The following is a 23,172-nucleotide window of genomic DNA, read 5'->3' on the forward strand; positions in this document are numbered from 1 at the left end:
TTTTAGCTCTAAATCTTTTCCATTAATTTAAGACTTTAAAATATTCCACCGATGACTAAGATAATTGAAACCACCGCAATCAGTAAAACCTATAAAATGGGCGCAGAGATAGTAGAAGCGCTCAAATCCATTTCAATCACGGTCAACAAAGGTGAATATGTTGCATTTATGGGACCTTCAGGATCAGGTAAATCCACTTTGATGAATATTATAGGATGTTTGGATTCTCCCACTACCGGCTCCTATGTTTTGAATGGAAAAGATGTCAGTGACATGACAGAAAATGAACTAGCCGAAATACGAAACAAAGAAATAGGATTTGTTTTCCAGACTTTTAACCTTCTGCCTCGCGCAACTTGCCTAGATAATGTGGCCCTTCCACTGATCTATGCGGGTTATAATAAGTCTGACAGACAGGAAATGGCAAATCAAGCTTTGAAAAATGTAGAGCTTGGTGACCGCGTCCACCATAAGCCAAATGAACTTTCAGGTGGTCAGAGACAAAGGGTCGCCATCGCCCGTGCCTTGGTCAATAACCCAAGTATCATCTTGGCCGATGAACCTACCGGTAACTTGGATTCCAAAACTTCTTATGGAATTATGGAGCTTTTCCACGAACTCCACCAAAAAGGTAATACCATCATCATGGTGACACACGAGGATGACATTGCACATTATGCGCACAGGATTATCAGATTAAGAGACGGACTTGTAGAATCGGATACTCTGAACCCCAATCCGACCAGAGGAATTTCCATGCTTGTCCAAGAGTAAATTCCTTAAGATTTTATAAATTCTTTATGTTATTTTTGTGGCTTGATTGAATAAAGGTCAACTTAAATACAATCTTGCTTCCATGAAAATATATACCAAAACCGGAGACACAGGAAAGACTTCATTGTTGGGAGGCCGGAGGGTTTCAAAAGCAGAATTAAGAATTGATGCTTATGGCACAGTAGATGAACTCAACAGTTTCATCGGATTGCTCCGGGATCAGGAAATCAACAAAAAAAGAGAGGCTCTTCTCAAAGAAATCCAAGACAGGCTTTTTACTATCGGTGCTACCTTGGCCTCCGAACCGGGAAAAGAAAATGTTAAAAAACCTGATCTTCATGAAGATGATCTGGTTTTGTTGGAGAAGGAAATTGACAAAATGGAATCCCAATTGCCACAATTGCGGCATTTTATATTACCCGGAGGACACCAAAGTGTATCCTTTTGCCACGTGGCCAGAACAGTATGCAGGAGAACGGAGCGCTGCGTTATAGACCTTATGGAGATAGAGCATGTAGATGAAATAATCGTAAAATATTTAAACCGGCTTTCTGATTATCTTTTTGTTTTGGGAAGATTAATTGCCCAAGAATTAGGAGTTGAGGAGGTTACTTGGAAGCCTAGAATCTAATACCATGAAAACAACAATTCAAATAGACATTACCAAAACTCAAGTATCCAGACTCCAAGAGACTGATTTTGACAATTTGGTGTTTGGAAAAACCATCAGCGACCACATGTTTGTGGCTGATTATGTAGATGGCGAGTGGACAGACCTGCGCATTGAGCCATATGCACCACTTTTGCTTAATCCATCCAATGCTACACTCCATTATGGCCAATCAATTTTTGAAGGAATGAAAGCCTACAAAAATGAAGAAGGAGAAATATTGCTTTTCAGGGCAGATGCCAACCAAAAAAGGCTGAATGAATCGGCAAGAAGAATGTGCATTCCTGAAGTTCCTGAGGAGATTTTTATGGAAGGACTGATGACACTTTTGGATCTGGACAGATCCTGGATTCCGAATAAACCCGGCTATTCACTTTACATCAGGCCTTTTGTATTTGCCACGGATGACTATATCGGTGTCAGACCATCAGAAAAATATAAGTTCATGATCTTTACCTGCCCTGTTGGAAACTACTATTCCAAGCCTGTGGCAGTAAAAGTGGAGCAGAAATATACAAGGGCTATTGAAGGCGGTACAGGTCAGGCAAAAGCTGCTGGTAATTATGCCGGTTCGCTTTATCCCGCTCTTTTGGCTCAAAAGGAAGGCTACGACCAACTGCTTTGGACGGATGGAAAAACCCATCAATTCATCGAGGAAAGCGGCACAATGAACGTGATGTTTATGATCAACAATACCCTCATCACTGCCCCAACTCACACCGGTACCATCCTGAAAGGCATCACAAGAGACTCTGTTTTGACTTTGGCCAAAGAAATGGGATATGGTGTTGAAGAAAGGTTTTTGAGTGTAACAGAACTTGAAAAAGCCGTTGTTGAAGGAAAGCTTCAGGATGCTTTTGGTACGGGTACCGCAGCAACAATTGCGCACATCTTTAAGATCAATATAAATGGACAGGATTATCTTCTTCCTGAAAAACCTTCAAACGCCTTTTCGAATCAGGTACTAAAAACCCTCGATGACATCAAGTATGGCAAAAAAGAAGATAACCATGGATGGATCATAAAATTTTAGATGATGTTTTATGCTAAATCATAATTTGAAAACCACCAACGGGTGGTTTTTTTATGCGAAAAAAAATCATCTAGCCTAAGGTTAGGATATCTGAAAGCCATCTTAGCCAAACCGAAAAAAATAATCTTTCAAAATTTTTTGGGGAAAAAATCACTACTTAAGAAGTATAACATTGATACTTCACCAATTTTTGTTTCAAAAATTATTCAGGAATCTATATCTCTTTCATTTACTTATATTAGCTTAAAATCATCTATATAAAATAAGACTAATGTTGGTTTCATCGTTTTACCAAATACCGCAAAGAAAGCTATTTATATGAAAGGCACTTTTTCAAAATCGGGAGTACTCTTGATGACTTTGATCTTATTGATTTCAATAGCCAATAATTCCTTTGCCCAAAAATTTCTCCTTCTTCAAAAGGGTTCAAATACCAAGACAGCACTCAGGTTCCAGGTCGGTGAAGAAATTACCTACAAATCCACCAAGTTTGATTATTATGTCACTGATTTGATCGTAGATATCAAAACAGATATTATTGTCCTTTCTGAAAATGTGCTCCAACCAAAGGATATCACCGTTGTCGACATCCGCAACAAAGACCCAAGAAACCAAACGATCAAAAACCTTTCATTTTTAAGTATGGGTGCAGGAGTGGTTTTTCTTTTGGTAAACACTGTTAATAGTTTGTATCAGGAAAGGGACCTGTCACGATTAGAACAGTCTTGGGCTTTATCCGCAGGGCTTTTGGCAGGGGGATATGTTATTTCAAAACTGAAGTACAAAGAATTCCGCCACAAAGGGGATAACAAAATCCAAATTGTAATTCTATATGGAGATTGAAAAGGAATAGGTAAAGCGGGGATTTTTTACGACTTTTGCACCTCAAAAACTAAATAAATTATGACATCAGACCAGTTGAAAGACTTGAGAGCCCGCGTTTCGGCTTTGAGGAGGTATCTTTGACTACGATAAGAAGAAAGCAGAAATAGAAGATTTGGAGGCTGTTTCGTCACAGCCCGGTTTCTGGAATGATTCTGATGAAGCGGAGAAGACCATGAAGCAAATCCAGTCCAAAAAAGGATGGACTGCTCCATACGAAAAAGTAGAAACCAGCCTTCAGGATCTGGAAGTTCTCTTTGATTTTTATTCTATGGACGAAGTTTCTGAAGAGGAAATGAAGTCCGAATACAAAAAAGTTTTGGGAGAGGTGGAAGACCTTGAACTCAAAAAAATGCTCTGCAGCGAGGAAGACCAACTCAATGCCGTACTTGAAATCAATCCCGGTGCAGGCGGAACAGAAAGTAACGATTGGGCCTCCATTTTGATGAGAATGTACATCATGTGGGGTGAAAAAAATGGTTACAAAGTTCGTGAGGTGGATTTGCAGGAAGGTGAAGTCGCTGGAATCAAATCCTGTACCTTGGAATTTGAGGGTCCATTGGCTTACGGTTTCTTAAAATCTGAGATAGGCGTTCACCGTTTGGTAAGAATTTCGCCTTTCGATAGCAATGGAAGAAGACATACTTCATTTGCCTCTGTATATGCCTATCCTGAAGTTGATGATACTATCGAGATTGACATCAATCCGGCAGATGTGGAGCTTCATACATCACGTTCAGGTGGAGCAGGTGGACAAAATGTAAACAAGGTCGAAACCAAAGTTCAGCTTACCCACAAGCCTACGGGCATCGTGGTTGTCTGTCAGATTGAGCGTTCACAGCTAGCCAACAGGGAAAAAGCCATGCAGATGTTGAAGTCTAGACTTTACCAAATGGAAATGGAAAAAAGGAATGCCGAGAGGGCGAAAGTTGAATCCGGAAAATTGAGGATTGACTTTGGTTCACAAATCAGAAACTACGTCCTTCATCCTTACAAACTGGTAAAAGATGCCAGAACGGGATATGAAACTTCAGATACACAAAGTGTTTTGGATGGCAATATCAATGAATTCATAAAGGCTTTTTTGCTTGCCCAAAGCGAAGAAGAAGCCAACCAAGATTGATCTTTTTGATTACAAAATCCTGATTCAGACTTGTTCTGGATCAGGATTGTTTTATTTCTAACCGAACTCCTTCATGAGATTTTTGCCTCCATTCTTTACGTTGGATTATTTTCTCCTCTGCCTGAGTTCGTTTTTGTTTTTTTCAAGTTTCAATATGATCATCCCTGAGCTCCCCTCCTACCTGAGTTCTTTGGGCGGTGAGGATTACAAAGGATTGATTATTGCCTTATTCACACTTTCAGCGGGACTTTCTCGTCCATTTAGCGGTAAGTTGGCAGATAAAATCGGCCGGATACCGGTAATGGTTTTTGGCGCCGTAGTCTGCATCATCGCAAGTTTGGCTTATCCTATTGTCACCTCAGTGGCAGGATTTCTTTTCTTGAGATTTATGCATGGATTCTCTACAGGGTTCACTCCTACTGGCACTTCTGCTTACGTGGCAGACATCGTACCCTTCAACAGACGAGGCGAGGCTATGGGAATCCAATCTTTATTTGGCTCATTGGGAATGGCAGCCGGTCCTGCAACAGGAGGATATATCGGATCAATTTGGGGGATTCAGCCACTGTTTTATACTTCAGCATTTACAGCTATACTTTCCATTTTGATATTGTCCAGACTCAAAGAAACCGTCGCCCAACCCGAAAAATTCCATCCGAAGTTATTGAAATTGAATCGTGATGAATTGATCGAAAAAAGGGTATTGGCCCCATCTCTCGTTTTGTTTTTAACCATTTTTTCTTTCGGAGCTGTTCTTACGATTATCCCTGATTTTTCTGAGCATTTGGGGATTCTTAACAAAGGGTTGTTCTTTGCGGTATTTACACTTTCTTCTTTAGGAATCAGAATCATAGCCGGAAGAGCCTCTGATAAATTTGGAAGAATTCCTGTAATGCTGATAGCTACTTTTTTCATGGCTTTATCTATGTTTCTGATAGGTTTTTCCGAATCAAAAACTATGTTTCTCTTTGCTGCTGTGGTTTTTGGTTGTTCTGTAGGAATGAATTCTCCCACCATTTCGGCATGGACTATTGATCTTTCTTTGGATAAATTCAGGGGACGGGCTTTGGCTACTATGTATATTGCAATGGAATCCGGAATAGGTGTTGGAGCATTAATTTCGGGATTTGTCTACGCCAACAAATCAGAGAATTTCCCATTGGTTTTTTCGATTGCAGGGATATTTTCAGTGGCCGCTTTCGGCATTTTGGTTTTTTTGAGAAATATGCAGAAAGACTTGTCCAAAAATAAATACTAATAATATTCTAATCCTAAGTTTAAAAAGTGCCATAAATTTTGAAATAGTATATAAAAATATAATTTATTGGTAAAATGTAAATTATAAAATTTTTTAACAATTTATTTTACAATTAAAGTATTTAATTTTGTTTTTTAAGATTATTTTTAGGATTGGTTAATAATTGAATCTCTGAATGTTTGTCTGGAACAAAAAGTTTACCGCCTTTTATTTTTCTACCGTAATCCTAGCTTTGACATTCCTAATGTTGGACATCAAAGCTTTTTTCTTTTTGTTCAATTTATTGACATTACCGATCCTTATTTTTGGACTATGGTTAAAATTTAAGAAGCATCCACATCCCTTGATGCCGTTGATGATTGTTGCCTCGGTTTTTTCATTTTCAGGAGATTTTTTGATGTTGCTCGATATTGAAGAAAGCCTTTTTAAAACTATAGGTATATGCACATTTATAGTAGCCCAAACTTGTTATGGATTATTATATATCTACTCTACTCAATTCACTGAAATTAAAATAAAACCAACCCTCTTGAAAAGGTGGCCTGAAATTCTCACTTATGTTTTATTGGGAATTTATGCCGCCATTGTTTTGAAATATACCAACGAGTTTTTCTTACCTGGATTACTTTACTCTTTCTTCGGCATTTCTACGTTTGTATTGGCTATTAACAGAAGGTTTTTTGTAAGTAGACGTAGTTTTGTTTTGGTGATTTTTGGAGCTTTTATGTTTATTCTAAGTGCCTCACTTACAGGATTTGATCTATACGCAACCAATAAAATCAGATATGCAGTGGCAATCCTCTTTTATTCCGGAGGACATTACCTTTGCAGCTACGGCATCCTAACCCAAATTGGAGAGATTATTAAAAAAGAAATACCGGTAAAATCTATTTTTGAGTAAATCTTAAGGATTGTTCAAAAAACCGTTTTTCCTCGGAATGGGCATGATCTCAACTTGTCTTCCGTTTAGGTAGGTTACTTTTTCCCCATCAAAAAAAGCTCCTTCCTCTAGCTGAACCCTTAACTCCTTATTCCACTCTTTTAGGAAAACGACTGCATTTAATTCAATGGCATAAACAGTGTTGGGATACAATGGATAATCCCCTGCTCCGGGAGTATCTCCCTGATTGTCCCACATGCCGATAGTAGGTCCTGAAGCATGTCCGTGCATGCCTAGGGGATGCGAGTAAATGCTCCCCTTTATCCCCTCCGTATTCATTGTTTTTCTTGTTTCTCTAAGGATTTGATTTCCTGTCCGTCCTGTCACAAACTGAGACGTAAGTATATCCTGAAGTCTATTACCGACTTTCATTGCGTCTTTGAGATATTGCGGTACCTCATTTTCTCCAAGTTTGAGAACATAAGCGAGTTGTTGGGTGTCAGTATTTAACCTCAGGTAAGAAATCCCAAAGTCAATGTGAAGCATATCGCCGGGCATGATGACTTCCGAGTCCGCCTTCACAGCAAATGACCTCAATTGCCCCTGAGATGCAGGATCCGCTCTTTGGATATCAACAGAAGGATGAAACCAAGTATCCAGTTTCAGTTCCTTTATTTTTTCCCGATACCACCATACCACATCATCAGTTGTGGTAACACCAGGCGTAATCACTTCCTCAGAAAGACCATCTGCGATGATGTCATTGGCAATTGTTTGGAGATGGCGATAAGTGGCCATTTCGGAAGGTGTCCTTGTCTCTAACCATCCCACTGCCAGATTTTGTGCGGAAGTAATTTTACTGTGAAAATTCTCTGGTAAATAGGATTTAAGGGTATTATATTCTGTAACATTGAGTCCATCAGCATGACCAAAATCCTTGGCGATATTCAATCCGATTTTCTTTGGATTTTTCTCGACGATCAATTCTGAAAGCCGCATCCATTGGTCTGGCTGGGTATCTGGATCCCAAGCTTTTTTGAAAGATTTGCCCACATCATACCTTGCCACTGCAAACGTCTCAACAGTCGATGAGCCAGGAGCTTTGTATAATACCAACATGGTCCTTCTTCTTGCAGCATGCCATGTTGCAGGCAAAAAAGTTTTGATTACCGGATCTTCATTGTACTCCCTAGAAATGATTACCCACATATCTATCTCGGACCTGTCCATCAGTGAAGGCAAAAGCGTCTGTATCCTTTCCTCCAACCATTGATCGATGACGGCTGCCTGTTCTCTTTGACTCAAGATATGTGGTGATTGGGCAAATAGGATTCCGCCGAATCTAACAAACAATACAAGGGCAATCAAGAATTTATTCATGTCAGTTTCCAAATTTAATTTCGGAAAATAGGAAGAAATCTCAATAATAAAAAGACAAACTATTTGACAGAAATATTGCTTTCCTGCTTGTCCAATATCCTTTGGCTGAGTTTATGGAATCTATAAAGCAACATTATTCCTGTTACTGTAAGTCCTATCAAAAGTCCGACCCATATGCCAATTTCTTGCATTCCAAGTGAAAAAGCCAATATATAGCCCAAAGGCAACCCAATTACCCAATATGCAATTAAAGTCACAATGGTAGGAACCCTTACATCAGACATGCCACGGAGTGCCCCAAGTCCAACTACCTGAATTCCATCAGATAATTGGAAAAAACCGGCAATAACCAACAAAGTAGCACTCATCTGAATCACAGAGACATCATCAATGTAGAGAGAAGGCAAAAATTCTCTAAATAAAATGAAGATAACTGCTGACACACTCATAAAAATGGCAACCATCACAAAAGCAGTGAATCCAGCTTCCCGGAGAGTTTTAATGTCCTTTCGACCCAACTGATTACCAACTCTTACCATCGCTGCGGTAGAAAGCCCTGAAGCCATCATATAACTGATTGACGCAAGGTTGATGGCAATCTGATGTGCCGCCAATGCAGTAACCCCAATCCATCCCATCATGATAGCCGCTGCACTGAATGCCCCTACTTCAAAAATAAACTGAAATCCGGTTGGCACACCGATTTTGATCAGCTTGGAAAACATAGGGAAGCTTAATTTTTTAAATCCCAAACTTAGGTTGTACGTGCTGTATCTCTTCGAATTCCAAACATAATATGCCATCATCAATCCCATCATAATCCTGGAAATCAAAGTAGCCCATCCTGCTCCGTTTAATCCCAAGGCAGGAAAACCAAGATTTCCGTAGATCATTACCCAATTCAGAAAGACATTGATTCCATTGCAGAAAATTGTAATGTACATGGCTTGCTTGGTTTGCGATAAGCCTTCGGCAAATTGCTTGAATGTTTGAAAAAACATGAATGGAAGTAATGAAAAAGTGATGATTGCCAGATATGGGATGGCCAAGATGACAACTTCCTCCGGCTGATTAAGATGTTTGAGAAAAGGAGAGGTCATCAAAATCAAAAAAAACAGGATTATCCCACCGACCATATTGATGGTAAAACCATGGTTGAACAAACGGGCAATCCTTTTTCCTTTGTTTTTCCCATCTGCCATCGCTACCAATGGTGTCATTGCCATAGATATCCCTATTCCAAACATCAAAACCACAAAGAAAATACTGTTAGCCAAGGAGGCAGCGGCCAAAGGGACTGCACCAAGCCGGCCAACCATCATGCTGTCAGCCACTCCTACCAACACCTGCCCCAACTGACTCAGCATCACCGGGTAGGCTAGGTAAAAAGTCTTTGAAAAATTATCCTTGAAATTTGAAATGACCATTTTAAATATATCGCATGTCAGAGATTAAGAATTCTTGCAACTTTCAAAAGACCTGCCACAGAAATTGCATCTGTGATTTCACCATCCATTACTTTCTGAATAGCTTCTTTCAATGGTAATTTTATAATTTGGAGTTGTTCTGTTTCTTCAAATTCTGTTTCGCCCTGCGCAAGGTCTTCGGCTAAAAAAACAAAACCTTCCTCATCTGTCACAGAATTGGAAGTATGGATTCTCATTATTTGCGTCCATTTATTTGCAGACAGCCCTGTTTCCTCTTTCAATTCTCTTTTTGCCGATTCAAGAATATCTACCTCCAGAAGTCCACCACCCATAGGGATTTCCCAGGAATATTCATCTAAAGTATATCGGAACTGACCCACAAGCCAAGTATTGAGATCATTGTCTACAGGAACAATTGCCAAAGCTTTATTCTTGAAGATTACTTTACCGTATATCCCGTCTTTTCCTGAAGGAATCACTACCTGATGTTCCTCCACCTTGATCCATGGATTTTGGTAAATTGTGGCTTTGGACTTAGTTTTCCAGGGATTTTCCATATATCGCTCTAAATAAAAAAAGGGTGACTTTTGGCCACCCTTTTGATTTATGTTTTATAAATATTAAGCAGGGATAGGCAAAACTTTACTGTCCTTAAAAGTAGAAAGAATCACCATGGATTGCATAGAATCAACCTCTTTAATTTCACTGACTTTCTCAAGCATCAGTTTTTGGTATGCGGTGATGTCTTTTGCAATAATTTTCAGAATAAAGTCACCTGTTCCGGTGATGTGATGACATTCAATCACTTCTTGGATTTCATTGATTTCTTTCATGAAAGCATCAATGTTTCCTTTGTTGTGACCGATAAGGCTTACCAAAACAAATGTACTCACACCAAGTCCGATTTTTTCGGGATCCAACTTGGCATGGTAGCTTTTAATGATTCCTGATTGTTCTAATTTCTTAACCCTTTCCAATGTCGGAGCAGGTGAAAGACCGATGTCTTTTGAAAGTTGGGCATTGGTTATTTTGGCATTAGCCTGAAGTATCTCTAGTATCTTGCGGTCTATTTTGTCGAATTTCACTTTGATGCTATTATCCATGATTCTTGAATTTTCAAAATTTTATGTTGTGCAAAGTTAATATAATTTGATATTGTTTTAAAACAATTAATTACAAAATAAACCCCTGTTTGCAAAATATTGTTTAACAATTAACAACTTTTCAGAATATTTGCATTGAATTGTTTTCAACTTAGCGAAGTTATTCAAATTATCTCCTGAATTTGATAAAACCTATACGGAAAAATTTTATTAAAGTTTATTCTTTTTGATATAATCTCTTGCTTCCTTGTGGGCGGGGTGTTTTCGCTTGGCGTATTTCTTTACCTGATTGAAATAGCTCTTTGCCAAAGGTTTGTTTTTCTCCTGATTTGCCATCTTTCCTAGAGCAATCAATGAATATAGATAGTACCCGCTTTCCTGACTTTCAGATTCCTCGCCATAGGAAAGGGTTTTGAGATAATACTTCTTTGCTTCTCTTTGGTCTCCAATCCTATCATAATATTGGGCAATATAGAATGCCGCATATCTTCCGCTGTTTGATTCATAACCTGTCCACTTTTCATCGATCCTTTGGAGAATCTGCTCTGACATTTCTTTGGCCTCGGTAATTCTTCCTACAGTATAAAGATGCCTGGCATACGACCTATGGAAATATGGATTATTAGGAAATTTACTGTGTAAATAATCTGTTATCGCTAGTGCTTTATATGGTTGCTTTTCTTCTGAAGCATAAAGTCTGAACAGAAAATATTGTGCTTCAATTCTGGCATAAAACGCGTTTTGGGCCACATCTTCTAATTGTTTTAGCCCAAGGGCCTTATTCCCTTTTGGAAACATGGCCACCACAGGTTTTAACAAAGGGTAATTCTCAGGAATCCAGACTGAAAAATAATTGAACAAAGCATCTCCCAAAAGCAATTCAGGCCCAAGTTCTTCCTCTCCCCTGCTCAGGTTCAAATATTTGAGTGCGTTTTTCCCTGCAAAAGTTGCCCTGGTCCAGCTTTTCCTCTCACTATAAAGCCTTCCCTGAAATCCATATGCTCCGGCCAAGAAAAAAGCCGCTTCTTTGTTTTTTGGATCATTATCCAATAATTCATCCGCCTTATCGATGACGACATCCATTTGCTCGATAAAGAGGTCATCATACTTATCATTTTCGACATCAGGTGCAATCTTCCACCAAGTGCTCAATCCCAACAAAAAATATGGTAGCGGATGATCAGGATATTGGTACTGCATGACCCTAAAACCGCGTTCAGCTGTCTCAAAATCAAAATTGTATAAGGCGTTTACATTTTCTGTGATCCTGAACTGCAGTCCTTTGTCCAATAATAAATAGGGAGATTGGCTCTTGCCAACCTGATCCAAAGGCTGATCTTGCGCATATGTTAAGTTTGCAAGCAACATCACTATCAATACAGCTGAAAATCTTCCTTTTCGCATTCTTATTCTAAATTTCCTCCAAAATTATATGCAATTCCAAACAATCATTTAGATTTGGCTATAATTATTTCAAATCATGTCACAGACTTCAAGTCCTATCTCCCAACGTATCGAAGCCAATTTAGATTTCGATAAAAGGTTGTTTTTTTTGATATTGGTCATTTTGTATCTCTTGGTCCGGTATGTGACAAATGACCTGATTCTGCAGTCTATTCCTGGATATGAAAAATTGGAATCTGAAGGGTCATTCATGATTTTTCATATTTTCAATGCACTGAACTATTTGTGGACTCCTTTTGCTTTACTCTGGAAATTTACCGCAACCTCATTTGTGATTTGGTTAGGGGCATTTGGTTTTGGCTATAAAGCTCCTTTTATCAGGCTATGGCAATTTGTGATGGTAGCAGAATTTATATTTATTTTCCCTGAACTGATCAAAATGCTGGTGTATATCAAACCATCAGATTCGGTCAGCTATGAAGAAATAAGAGATTATTACCCGCTTTCTCTTTTTTCGTTGGTTGACCCCGAAAATGTAGCTCCCAAATATCATTACCCATTGAGGGCAATCAATTTATTCGAAGTTATCTACATTGTGTTTTTGATCTTTGGATTTCATACAGTAAGCAGAAGAACAATCGCGGAATCTACCTTTGTGATTCTTTTCAGCTATGTTTTGATGTTTTTGTTATGGTTGTTGTTTTACAGTTTGGTGTACAAATAATTTACTCGACAATATCCAGCATCTGATTATTGACACTTTTTAAGATTTGTATCTTCCGTCAGGGATTTAAACTTGATTACCTTTGCTGTTACTAATTCCTTGAATTCAAAAACCAAAAAATCTATGAATCCATTATTGGACAAATTCAATACTCCCTTTGAAACCGCACCATTTGACTTAATAAACCCTGAGCATTATCTACCTGCCATTCAGGAAGCCATAAAAAAAGCAAAAGAGGAAATTCAGGAAATAAAAAATAGCCCGATTCCTACTTTTGAAAACACGATAGTTGCTTTGGATCAATCCGGTGAAAAACTGAATGTCATATCTTCCATATTTTTCAACCTCAACAGTGCCGAAACCAATGATCAAATCCAGGCTTTGGCAAGAGAAATCTCACCTCTTTTGACAGCACACAGCAATGATATATTGTTGGATGAAGCCTTGTTTGCCAATATCCAATTGGTCTATGACCAAAAAGAGAACCTTACACTCAGTGAAGATCAAAAAACTTTGCTGGATAAGACATATAAAAGTTTTGTTCGAAATGGCGCCAAACTTGATGTAAGTCAAAAGGAAAGACTTAGGGAAATTGACAGGGAACTTTCCCAATTAGGTTTAAAGTTTGGTGAAAATGTATTAGCCGAAACAAACAAATATGAATTGGTAATCACCAAAGAATCAGATCTTGCAGGATTGCCGGACGCTGTCAAAGAGGCTGCATCGCAAACTGCTGAAGAAAAAGGCAAACCCGGAAAATGGGTCTTTACACTAGCCTATCCAAGCTACATCCCATTTATGATGTATTCCGAAAATAGGGATTTGAGAAAAGAAATGTTCATTGCTTCAAGTACAAAATCCTGCAAGGGAGACGAATTGGACAACCAACAGCATATTAAAGATATGTTGAGACTCAAAAATGAAAGGGCAAATCTGCTTGGATATCCAAGATTTTCAGATTTTGTCCTGGAAGAGAGAATGGCCAAAAGTGCTCCAAAAGTGATGGATTTTCTTCACAACCTTCTGGAAATGGCCAAACCGAAAGCACTTGCAGAAATCAAAGAACTTGAAAATTTTGCAAAGGAACTTGATGGTCTGGAGAAAATTGAAAAATGGGATTTTTCCTTCTATTCTGAAAAACTCAAGAATCAAAAATATGAGGTCAGCGATGAGTTACTTCGCCCTTACTTCAAACTTGAAAATGTAATTGAAGGGGTATTTCTTACAGCCGAAAAATTATATGGCATCCATTTCATAGAAAACCAAAACATTCCAAAATACCATCCTGAGGTGACAACTTATGAAGTCATTGACACCGAAGGCAATCATGTGGCGGTTTTTTACGCTGATTTTTTTCCAAGGGCAGGAAAAAGAAACGGAGCGTGGATGACTAGTTTCAGGGGACAAAAAACAGTGAACGGAAAAGAATCAAGACCTCATGTTTCGATAGTCTGCAATTTTACCAAACCTACCAAAACCAAGCCTTCCCTTTTGACATTCAATGAAGTGACTACCCTTTTCCATGAATTTGGACATGCACTGCATGGCATGCTGGCAAAGGGCAATTATGAATCGCTGACAGGCACGAGTGTTTATTGGGACTTTGTAGAACTTCCCTCCCAGATTTTTGAAAATTGGAGTTACGAGAAAGAATGTTTGGATCTTTTTGCAAAGCATTATGAAACAGAAGAAATTATACCTTCTGAGTTGATCCAAAAAATAAAAAACGCAGCCAATTTCCAACAAGGTTATCAGACAGTCAGGCAGATCAGTTTTGGCCTACTTGATATGGCTTATCATGGAACAGACCCATCTTTGATTTCAGATATTTTCGCATTTGAAAAAGAAATCCTAAAACCGACATCCCTTCTTCCTGAGGTGGAAGGCACTTTGATGAGTACATCCTTTTCCCATATTTTCCAAGGGGGATATGCAGCCGGATATTACAGCTATAAGTGGGCAGAAGTATTGGATGCAGATGCTTTCGAAATGTTTCTTGAAAAAGGGATTTTCGATCGAGAAACAGCTACATCATTTAAAGAAAATATTTTAGCAGCAGGAGGAAAGGAACATCCCTCAGTACTATACAAGCGATTTAGGGGAAGAGAACCAAAACCTGATGCCTTGCTCAAAAGAGCAGGATTGGTTAAATAAGCAAAAGCCTGCCTTCAATTGAATTGAGGGCAGGCTTAATATTTAATGGATTTTTTGAAAATTTACCTTAATACAAATAAAGTTTTAGGATAAAATTCGAAAAAATTTTTATCGTCACTTAGTCACGTTAAAATCAAGAGGAACCACTTTGTCGCCAACTAGCGCTTCATATTTCAGACCTCCCAATCTTTCGTCAAACTCTTTTTTTGCTTCTTGGATGATCAGCGGATTTAAAATCAAGTCCTTTCCTGTCAAGGCCATGGTTTTTGCTGCAAGCATCATTCCCTTAAATCCTATGCTCATTCCGTCGGCAGCAACAGCCTGCCAGGTATGTGCGGCAGTTCCAGGCACCCAGGTAGCTGTTCCCAAACCGACTGTCGGCACTACATAACTTACATCACCGACATCAGTGGATGCGGGAAAGAAATTCAGTGCATAAGGCTGGACTTTTTTTGCGACATCCAAAGAAGGTACTTTGGGGGAGTTAAAGGTTTTTTGGATTTCTGTAGCCCATTTAATTTCTTCCTCATCATACTCAACTCCTCCGAGTGAGCTCAGGTTTTTATGCATCTGCTTTGCCAAAGTTTCATTTGGCAGTAAGCCATAAAGCCCAGACGCCAATTCAATTTCAACCCTTGTACCTGTACCCATTGCTGCACCTTCGGCAGCTCTTCCGATTCGCGCCCACATATCTTTCAATTCTGTAATATCAGGATGGCGGATCATGTACCTCACTTCGGCAAAATCAGGAACAACATTTGGTGCTAACCCTCCACTCGAAATAATATAATGGATTCTACTTTCTTGATCCACATGCTCACGCATCATGTTTACCATCATGTTCATAGCCTCTACGGCATCTAGGGCTGATCTTCCTCTTTGTGGCGATCCTGCGGCATGGGCTGTCTCTCCGTAAAACCTGAATCTGCCACCGATTACTGCATTACAGGTAGAGGCGTTAGCTGCATTTCTATCGGACGGATGCCAGTTGATGACAGCATCCACACCATTGAAAATGCCATCACGGGCCATGTAGACTTTCCCTCCTCCAGTTTCCTCAGCCGGGGTACCAAAGATTTTAATGGTTGCTTTGATATTGTTTGCATCAATCCATTCTTTTAAAGCCACACCTGAAGCAACTACTGCGGTCCCGAAAAGATTGTGACCACATCCGTGCCCATTACCTCCCTCCACAATGACTGACCTGTAGGGAACTGCATCCTGAGACAATCCGGGGAGTGCATCATATTCAGCCAAAAAACCAATGACAGGACCGCCCTTATCATATGTTGCAACAAAAGCCGTAGGCATTCCTGCAACACCAACCTCAACGTTAAAACCTGAAGCTTTTAATTCGTCGATCAAAACCTTTGAGCTAGTAACTTCCAAAAACCCCAATTCGGGATTTTCCCAAATCTCCCTGGCTGCTTTGGAAAACCTTTCAGTATTTGCATCCAATTGCTTTACAATAAATGCTTCATGTGATGGTTCTTGAGCTAGAATTGGAAACCAAATTATTAGCCCAAATAATCCAAGTAATATTCTCTTCATACCGATTATGTTTATATAAAATTTGTTTTGATTAAGTATTTTAAAAATAAGTATAGGGGAATTAAAACGAAACAGAAATCGCCAAAATAAAAAAATAAAAAAAGGATATGTTTATACATATCCCTTTTTAAACTCCTTAATCCATTTGAAAAGCATTCGCTGTATGAGTAGGTACAGCTTAAAACCTTAATATCTCGTTAGATTATGATTAGAACTCCAACTAGAATTAACCATACGACGGAAGTTACCGCTAACAGTACCCGAAATTGTTTGTCCTCGTTCATAGCTTTTTTTTTGTTGAATATACTAAGTTAATTGTAATCTTGAAAATAGAGATAAAATATTTTATTTTTTTTTACGTTTTAGAATTTTATTGTTTGATTATGTCATGGTAGTGCTTTTGATTTTTAGACATATTCAAAGAAGTCCATTCAATTTTTGTGTCAATTGGGATTTTTCTAACTTGACAATCTTTGATTTGACAATAATGGCAGCATTTATCCGGAATACAAGGGTCAGCATGAACAAACACTTCCATGATTCCTGGCCAGGCATCCTCCAAAGCATGTTCTAGCTCCTCAACTTCATCATGCACTTGTTTAAGGTCATAATAGTAAGGCAATGTCAGATGCAAATCAATATGTCTATCCCCACCATATTGCTGCACTCTCATATTGTGAATATCTATCCAACTTGGCTTTCGTTTTTGATTGATTGTTTTCACCGTAGAGTCAATTACCGTTGGATCCAACTCATCCATTAATCCTGCCACAGATTTTCTTACCAAGCCATATCCCGAATACAATATGTATAAAGAAAAGACCACAGCAATTATCGAATCCAAAAACTGATAACCTGTCACTAAGATAACCAAAACCCCCAATATCAATAAAAAGCTTGTCAAAGTATCTGTCATTAGATGCTTGCCACTTGCCTCCAAAGTTATGCTATTGAGGCTTTTTCCTCTTCTCTGAAGAATCAAACCCAAAACTCCATTTACTGTACCGGAAATCGTAATCAGTAAAATACCTTCAAACAAATTGTCTAAAGTACTTGGAAAAAAAATGCTATAAATCGATTGATAAATAATAAATAGGCCTGCTAATATAATTAGGGTTCCTTCAACACCTGCGCTAAAAAATTCAATTTTTCCATGTCCATATGGATGATTCTCATCCCTTGGTTTCGAACTAAGATAAATGCTATATGTTGCAAATCCTGCCGCCACTACATTTACAATGCTCTCCAAAGCATCGGTAAGAATCGCAGTAGAATTGGTAATGTAATAGGAATAAAATTTAATTATCAAGAGTACAAAACTGACAATAAACGAAATCCTGATCCAAATAGTCTTTTCTCTTTCCACTTCAATGTTTTTGAACTGTTAAAAATAGAATTAAATTTAATCGGTTTTCATTTTCATAATTGATTTGATAGAATTTCATGAAAAGAAACTGCCATATGCTTTATTTAAATCTTTTAATTATTTCATTTATAATATTTTATGAGCCAAAGCAATATAAATTTACCGCCCTACCTTAAGGCACTTGCAGTTTTGCTGTTGATAGTAGTTATAGTTTTTATCTTGATAATTGGAAAAAGTCTCTTAGTGCCCTTGTTTTTAGCGGGACTGATATCCATTCTACTTACACCGATGTCAGATTTTTTTGAAACAAAAAAGATCTCCAGGGTATTTAGTACCGTCATTTCATTGTTATCGGGCTTGATTTTGTTTTTAGGGCTAATGGTTTTTATCGTTTTTCAAATTGGTTCTTTCAGTAAAGACATTGGAAATGTAAGGGAAAAGCTTAATGTTTACCTTACTCAGATTGACAAGTATATTTTGGAGAATTTTCAAATAGAATCCGGAATTGGAAATGGAATAGACAAACATTATTTGATAGATTGGATACAATCCCATGGTTCAAGTTTAGCTGAATTTGTGTTCGGAACGATTGGGTCATTGTCTATAGTAATTTTGTTACCTGTTTTCAGCTTCTTTTTCCTTCTTTATCGTGACCACCTCACTTTGTTCCTAGCAGGGCTCTTCCCAAGACACGATAAGGAAAAAGTGAAAAAGGAAATACTAATTTTGAGAAAAGTTGTTCAGAGTTATGTAGTTGGCGTATTAAAAGTAATGGTGATTTTGGCCATCTTAAACACGTCAGTGTTACTTGGACTAGGAATCAAGCATGCGATTTTTTTCGGGGTATTTGCAGCGGTACTTAATATCGTTCCTTACTTGGGACCCTTTATTGCTTTGATTTTACCTGTTGTCTTTGCATTCTTAACCAAAGATGGCCTATTTTACCCAATTGCTATAGTTGTGAGCTTCCAATTGATCCAGACAATCGAAGCAAATTTCTTAACCCCAAAAATTGTAGGTGGAAATGTCAACCTGAATGCATTTGCTACTTTTTTGGGTCTTTTGGTGGGTGCATCAATTTGGGGTGTAGTCGGAATGATTCTTATTATACCTTCTTTGGCGGTTTTAAGGGAAATATTTGAACTTACTGATGCAACAAAACCTTATGCTTTATTATTGGGCGAAGAAAAAAACAACATTGAATCCATTAAAGAATAAACTCAAAATAACCACCATCTTTCTTTTGGGGACGTTGCTAGCGTTTTCATGTGATAATGTAGAAACCAAAAAAGGAAGGTTTCTACTTAAAGGGAATGAAAAACTGAAGGAAAATGACCTTCAAACTGCCATCGATTTCTATTCAGAAGCACTATTGATTGACCCTGAATACAAAGACGCTTTGTATAACAGAGCTTTGGTTTTTCAACAGCTCAACAAGTTTGATGAGGCAATCAATGATTTTTCGGCAATACTAGAGAAAAATCCCGGCGACTCTTTGGCCCTTTTTCAGCGTGGAGTAAGCCTTATGGATAATGGTGAATATTATAAAGCTTTGGAAGACAGTAAAAATCTTCTCTCATTTATTCCAAAAAGTTGGAAAGGTCATTTTTTAACTGGTTTGATATTGGAAAAAATGAAAAATTACGATGCTGCACTTGAGGAATTCGAGAAATCACTTGAACTGCAACCCGAAAATTATGAAGTCTTGATCAACAAAGCCACACTCCATTATTATTTAAAAGAATTTGATGCTTCCTATTTTGCTCTGGATCGAGCAGAAAAACTAAATCCCCAAGAACCAAACATTTATAACCTCAGGGCTATGCTTTCTTTTGAATCAAAAGATTTTGAAAAGGCAATGGTATGGATAGAAAAAGCTATCAGCTTAAATCCAAAAGAAGCTTTTTATTTTAATAACCGTGGACTGTATCATATATATTTGGGGGAATATGAAAAAGGGCTAGAAGACATCAATTACAGTTTGAAGCAAAATCCCAAAAACCTGTATGCCATTAGAAATAAAGGGATTTACTATTTTTATAAAGGTCAAAAAGAATTGGCTTTAACTTATTTTGATGAGGTAAATAAAAAAGATCCTGACATGGAAATGGTCAAAGAATATATTGCAAAATGTAATCAAGATTGATTTAAGACCTCTTTTATTTTCTTCAATAATTCAGAGGCATCGATAGGCTTTGAAACATACCCCGTAAATCCACTTTGGTCAATTTTTTCAATTAAATCCTGTTTGGCTGCGGCTGAAAGTGCAAGAACTGGAATATTGGAAATAGTTTTAATGATTTTGGTTGCTTCAAAACCATCCATGACAGGCATTTGAATATCCATTAAAACACAGTCATATTTTTCATTTTTGACAGCATCCACAGCTTCTTGACCATTATTTACCCTATCATAATCAATGCCCCATTTTTTGATGATTTTCCCGAGCACAAGAGCGTTTACATCATTGTCTTCAGCCATCAATAATTTGATTTTACTGAAAGGCAATAAGGAAACGTTTTCCTTCTGTTGTATTGGAATTAACTGTTTTTTGGTTTTTTCAAAAACAATTTCAAAGAAGAAAGTAGATCCCAAACCTAATTCCGATTCAAGCCCTATCTGACTATCCATCTGTTCAAGCAATCTTTTGGTGATGGAAAGCCCCAAACCAGTACCACCATATTTCTTGCTGAATGAATGTTGGATTTGATCAAACTGATTGAAAATTCTGGACTGATGTTCTTTGGCAATTCCTATTCCTGTATCTTTTACAGAAAAATATGCTTTAATTTTTTCTTCAGAATTTTCACTGAGCCTTACATTTATCTCGACTTCTCCATTATTGGTGAATTTTAGGGCATTAGTCACCAGATTATTTAAAACCTGGGCAAGCCTTACTTTGTCACCTTTGACATCTTGATTCAATTCTTCCTGAATGTTCAAAACAAGCTTATTTCTACTATCTTTTGCATGGAATTCAAGACCTTTGACCACCTGATTGACAACCTCTTTCAAATTCATCGGGTTGTTTTCTAAGGTAAGTTTCCCAGCTTCGATTTTTTGATAATCAAGTAGATCATTGATCATAATGATTAAGTTATCGACCGCAAAATTGATCGTATTCAATGCTGAGGCCTGATGGGAAGTGTGGTCATCCTGAAGTAGGGTATATACGGAACCAGATATTGCATTGAGTGGAGTTCTCAATTCATGGCTGATCATCGATAAAAATTCCGATTTGATCTGACTTGCTCTTTCTGCCTGTTCACGGGCACTTTTTAGATTTTCTTCAAATTTTTTCTGATCGGTGATGTCTGTCAGATAACCGTACCAAACCACATCTCCACTTTCCAATTGCTCTGGTTTAGCTGCACCATATACCCATTTGAATTGACCATCGGTTTTTTCCCTTACTCTAAATTGACAATTCCATGGCTTTAAGGTCCTTGCTGAAGTAACTGTCGATGTCAGGACAAGAGCAATATCTTCCGAATGAACTTTGTTGATAGCAAGACTGATATCGCTGAAATCCTTCAATTCACCTTCCTTTATACCAAGCAACTCTTTGATGCCCGGACTCAGGTAAGAGAATTTCATCTGTCCTTCTTTATCAAGAACAAACTGATATAGAGCTCCCGGAACCTGTTCTGTCAAATGAAGTAAAAATTCAGAAGACTCTTGGAGTGTTTTTTCTAAACCTACCCTCTCAGTGATATCTCTTGCAAATGAAAGAATATATTTTATTTGGTTGATTTCCACAAGACAGGAGTTCACCTCCATGTGAATTTCTGTTTTGTCCAGATTGGTATATTGGGTTTTATAAATGAGGTTATTTTCATTTGTCAATTGGTGAATATGACTCTCCCAATCAGCCTCTACACTAAACTTGGTTTCAAAATCTCCAATTTTAAAGGAATATCCCGATTTTGGAACAATACCCAGCTTTTTATTGGCTTCTTGGTTTGTAAAAATAATCTCTCCAGAAATGTTGGATATCAAAATTGATTCAGGTGAATGTTCAAACATTTCCTTATATAGCCCAAGTTCTGTTAATAAGTCATTTTCATCAGAAATATCTCTTATTGTGCCAAATACTTTGGAAACGGAATTTTCTTTGAACTGCCCCTTACCGATAATTCTTACCCACTTTTCAGTTGATGAATTGGTTTTTATCTTGAGTTTTAAGTCAAAATCCTTTCCAATTGCCATTAATTCGGTTAATGATTTTTGAAAAACAGACCGGAATTCCGGTAAGAAAAAAGTAATAATTTGATCTATATTAAAGTTTCGCCCCTTTTCAGTCTCAAAAATCGCATAAAGTCCATCACTTAAAATTACATTGTTTTCAGGTATAGCTATCTCCCAAACACCTGATTTAGAAACAATTTCACCTAAATTGGTCAATTCATTTTTCCAATCATTTTTTTCTTGGGCAAGTTTTTCCTCGGTGATATCCCTTCCTACTGCATAAAATTCACCCGCAACAAAATTGACATTCCAGTCTATCCATTTATAATCTCCACGCGATGAAAGCATTCTCGCTTCAAAATGACTATTTGTGATTTCATTTTTACCGGCCAATACCAGTTGATGAACCTTTGGTAAATCTTCGGGATGAAAAAATTGACATAATTCTACGTTGGTCATTTCAGCAGGAGAATATCCAAGAATGTCTTTTACTGAATTGCTTATCCATGTCAGAAAATTTTCTTGGCCAATCCCAATAAGGTCTTGAACGTTTTTGAAAAATAATCCTGTCTGCTTTTTAGTAGGCATTCCTTGAGCCCTCATTTCTTTTCCTTTGTAAAAAAGAAAATAATTTGACCCATTTTCCTGAGGCAATTCTATATTGAATACAAATTCTTGATCTAGAAAATTGATGATCATTTCCTCACTGAAAATGTAAGAGTTGATGTCCAATCCCAAACCGACCAAAGTATTGTCCTCTAATTTTTCTCCAATTGTTTTATCAAATGCTTCATTGGTATAAAAAATATTGTAAGGGTAAGTATCATCAGCCAAGAAAACCATCTCCGAGGATTCGTATATAATCTTCTTGAATGTATTGTTTATACCTCTTTCCTTCATGAGAAACAATGCGCTGGAAACTTAAATAATTTTTCTTTGTAATGGGTGTTAAGCTCTTTTGGAACTCATGCTGTAAACATACATTAAATTGTTTTTTGACACAAGTAAATTGTAATTAAATATATAAAAAAATGTTGTTTACATCAGTAACAAATATTTTCGGAACAAACCAAATCAAGGATCTTGTAACATTCAGAGGCTAAAAGCTCTACTAGCCATCTATAATCGATATTTCATAGCATCAATATTCAATTGCTAAGCTTAGAATAATTAATTACAACATAACCGTCGGTTGCATTACTTGGAAATTCTTAGATTGACATTTACAGAATCAAACATGAATTTACAAAAAATC

19 protein-coding genes are annotated in these 23,172 nt (G+C 37.6%); 11 read left to right on the forward strand and 8 right to left on the reverse strand.

Annotation, left to right across the window (positions count from 1 at the left end):
- Positions 1–51 precede the first annotated feature (51 nt).
- The 7 genes from NK987_RS02870 to NK987_RS02900 all read left to right on the forward strand — a co-directional run bounded on the left by NK987_RS02870 (position 52) and on the right by NK987_RS02900 (position 6,641).
- Positions 52–774 (forward strand): ABC transporter ATP-binding protein, encoded by a 723-nt coding sequence (locus tag NK987_RS02870; RefSeq protein ID WP_275982327.1) that lies wholly within the window; start codon positions 52–54, stop codon positions 772–774.
- 82 nt (positions 775–856) lie between these two features.
- Entirely contained in the window at positions 857–1,405 is a 549-nt protein-coding gene (locus tag NK987_RS02875; RefSeq protein ID WP_259262638.1) for a cob(I)yrinic acid a,c-diamide adenosyltransferase, read from the forward strand.
- Between the two features lie 4 nt (positions 1,406–1,409).
- The gene (locus NK987_RS02880) at positions 1,410–2,477 is read left to right on the forward strand and encodes a branched-chain amino acid aminotransferase (protein WP_259262639.1); all 1,068 of its coding nucleotides are present in this window, start codon (positions 1,410–1,412) and stop codon (positions 2,475–2,477) included.
- Between the two features lie 318 nt (positions 2,478–2,795).
- A complete protein-coding gene (locus NK987_RS02885) occupies positions 2,796–3,320 on the forward strand; it encodes a hypothetical protein (RefSeq protein ID WP_259262640.1) in 525 nt (174 codons plus the stop codon).
- Positions 3,321–3,380: 60 nt separating this feature from the next.
- Positions 3,381–4,482 (forward strand): peptide chain release factor 2 gene (prfB, locus tag NK987_RS02890; protein ID WP_259262641.1). Its coding sequence is split into 2 segments (ribosomal slippage): positions 3,381–3,440 and positions 3,442–4,482, totalling 1,101 coding nucleotides; the frame shifts between segments, so codons are not numbered across the junction.
- A gap of 73 nt (positions 4,483–4,555) precedes the next feature.
- Positions 4,556–5,740 carry an MFS transporter gene (locus NK987_RS02895; protein ID WP_259262642.1) on the forward strand — a complete coding sequence of 395 codons (1,185 nt, stop codon included), beginning with the start codon at positions 4,556–4,558 and terminating at the stop codon, positions 5,738–5,740.
- A gap of 244 nt (positions 5,741–5,984) precedes the next feature.
- A complete protein-coding gene (locus tag NK987_RS02900) occupies positions 5,985–6,641 on the forward strand; it encodes a lysoplasmalogenase family protein (protein WP_259262913.1) in 657 nt (218 codons plus the stop codon).
- Between the two features lie 3 nt (positions 6,642–6,644).
- Here the strand turns inward: NK987_RS02900 and NK987_RS02905 are convergent, their stop codons facing one another.
- The 5 genes from NK987_RS02905 to NK987_RS02925 form a co-directional block, all read right to left on the reverse strand.
- Positions 6,645–8,000 (reverse strand): M24 family metallopeptidase, encoded by a 1,356-nt coding sequence (locus tag NK987_RS02905; RefSeq protein WP_259262643.1) that lies wholly within the window; start codon positions 7,998–8,000, stop codon positions 6,645–6,647.
- A gap of 59 nt (positions 8,001–8,059) precedes the next feature.
- Positions 8,060–9,427 (reverse strand): MATE family efflux transporter, encoded by a 1,368-nt coding sequence (locus NK987_RS02910; RefSeq protein WP_259262644.1) that lies wholly within the window; start codon positions 9,425–9,427, stop codon positions 8,060–8,062.
- A gap of 17 nt (positions 9,428–9,444) precedes the next feature.
- Positions 9,445–9,984: an NUDIX domain-containing protein gene (locus NK987_RS02915; RefSeq protein WP_259262645.1), complete on the reverse strand. Its 540-nt coding sequence runs from the start codon at positions 9,982–9,984 to the stop codon at positions 9,445–9,447.
- 63 nt (positions 9,985–10,047) lie between these two features.
- A complete protein-coding gene (locus tag NK987_RS02920) occupies positions 10,048–10,530 on the reverse strand; it encodes an Lrp/AsnC family transcriptional regulator (RefSeq protein WP_113924451.1) in 483 nt (160 codons plus the stop codon).
- 210 nt (positions 10,531–10,740) lie between these two features.
- Positions 10,741–11,934, reverse strand: a complete 1,194-nt coding sequence (locus NK987_RS02925; protein WP_420841156.1) for a tetratricopeptide repeat protein — start codon at positions 11,932–11,934, stop codon at positions 10,741–10,743.
- A 76-nt stretch (positions 11,935–12,010) separates the two neighbouring features.
- On the opposite strand from NK987_RS02925, the gene NK987_RS02930 reads away from it, so the two are divergent.
- A complete protein-coding gene (locus NK987_RS02930; protein WP_259262646.1) occupies positions 12,011–12,658 on the forward strand; it encodes a sulfate ABC transporter permease in 648 nt (215 codons plus the stop codon).
- A gap of 123 nt (positions 12,659–12,781) precedes the next feature.
- Positions 12,782–14,812 carry a M3 family metallopeptidase gene (locus NK987_RS02935; RefSeq protein WP_259262647.1) on the forward strand — a complete coding sequence of 677 codons (2,031 nt, stop codon included), beginning with the start codon at positions 12,782–12,784 and terminating at the stop codon, positions 14,810–14,812.
- Between the two features lie 114 nt (positions 14,813–14,926).
- Here NK987_RS02935 and NK987_RS02940 read toward each other — a convergent pair whose 3' ends face one another.
- The gene (locus NK987_RS02940) at positions 14,927–16,363 is read right to left on the reverse strand and encodes an amidohydrolase (RefSeq protein WP_259262648.1); all 1,437 of its coding nucleotides are present in this window, start codon (positions 16,361–16,363) and stop codon (positions 14,927–14,929) included.
- A 370-nt stretch (positions 16,364–16,733) separates the two neighbouring features.
- Positions 16,734–17,729: a cation diffusion facilitator family transporter gene (locus NK987_RS02945; RefSeq protein ID WP_259262649.1), complete on the reverse strand. Its 996-nt coding sequence runs from the start codon at positions 17,727–17,729 to the stop codon at positions 16,734–16,736.
- Positions 17,730–17,867: 138 nt separating this feature from the next.
- Between NK987_RS02945 and NK987_RS02950 the strand changes: the two genes are divergently transcribed.
- Together NK987_RS02950 and NK987_RS02955 are read left to right on the forward strand one after the other, a co-directional pair.
- Positions 17,868–18,947: an AI-2E family transporter gene (locus tag NK987_RS02950; protein WP_259262650.1), complete on the forward strand. Its 1,080-nt coding sequence runs from the start codon at positions 17,868–17,870 to the stop codon at positions 18,945–18,947.
- Positions 18,895–19,875: a tetratricopeptide repeat protein gene (locus tag NK987_RS02955; RefSeq protein WP_259262651.1), complete on the forward strand. Its 981-nt coding sequence runs from the start codon at positions 18,895–18,897 to the stop codon at positions 19,873–19,875. Before NK987_RS02950 ends, NK987_RS02955 begins: the two co-directional genes overlap by 53 nt.
- On the opposite strand, the gene NK987_RS02960 is transcribed toward NK987_RS02955, so the two are convergent.
- A complete protein-coding gene (locus NK987_RS02960) occupies positions 19,866–22,817 on the reverse strand; it encodes a PAS domain S-box protein (protein WP_259262652.1) in 2,952 nt (983 codons plus the stop codon). The two genes, NK987_RS02955 and NK987_RS02960, sit on opposite strands and share 10 nt — an antisense overlap.
- Between the last annotated feature and the right edge of the window lie 355 nt (positions 22,818–23,172).

This window comes from Aquiflexum gelatinilyticum, from assembly GCF_024813435.1.
Classification (GTDB): Bacteria; Bacteroidota; Bacteroidia; order Cytophagales; family Cyclobacteriaceae; genus Cognataquiflexum; species Cognataquiflexum gelatinilyticum.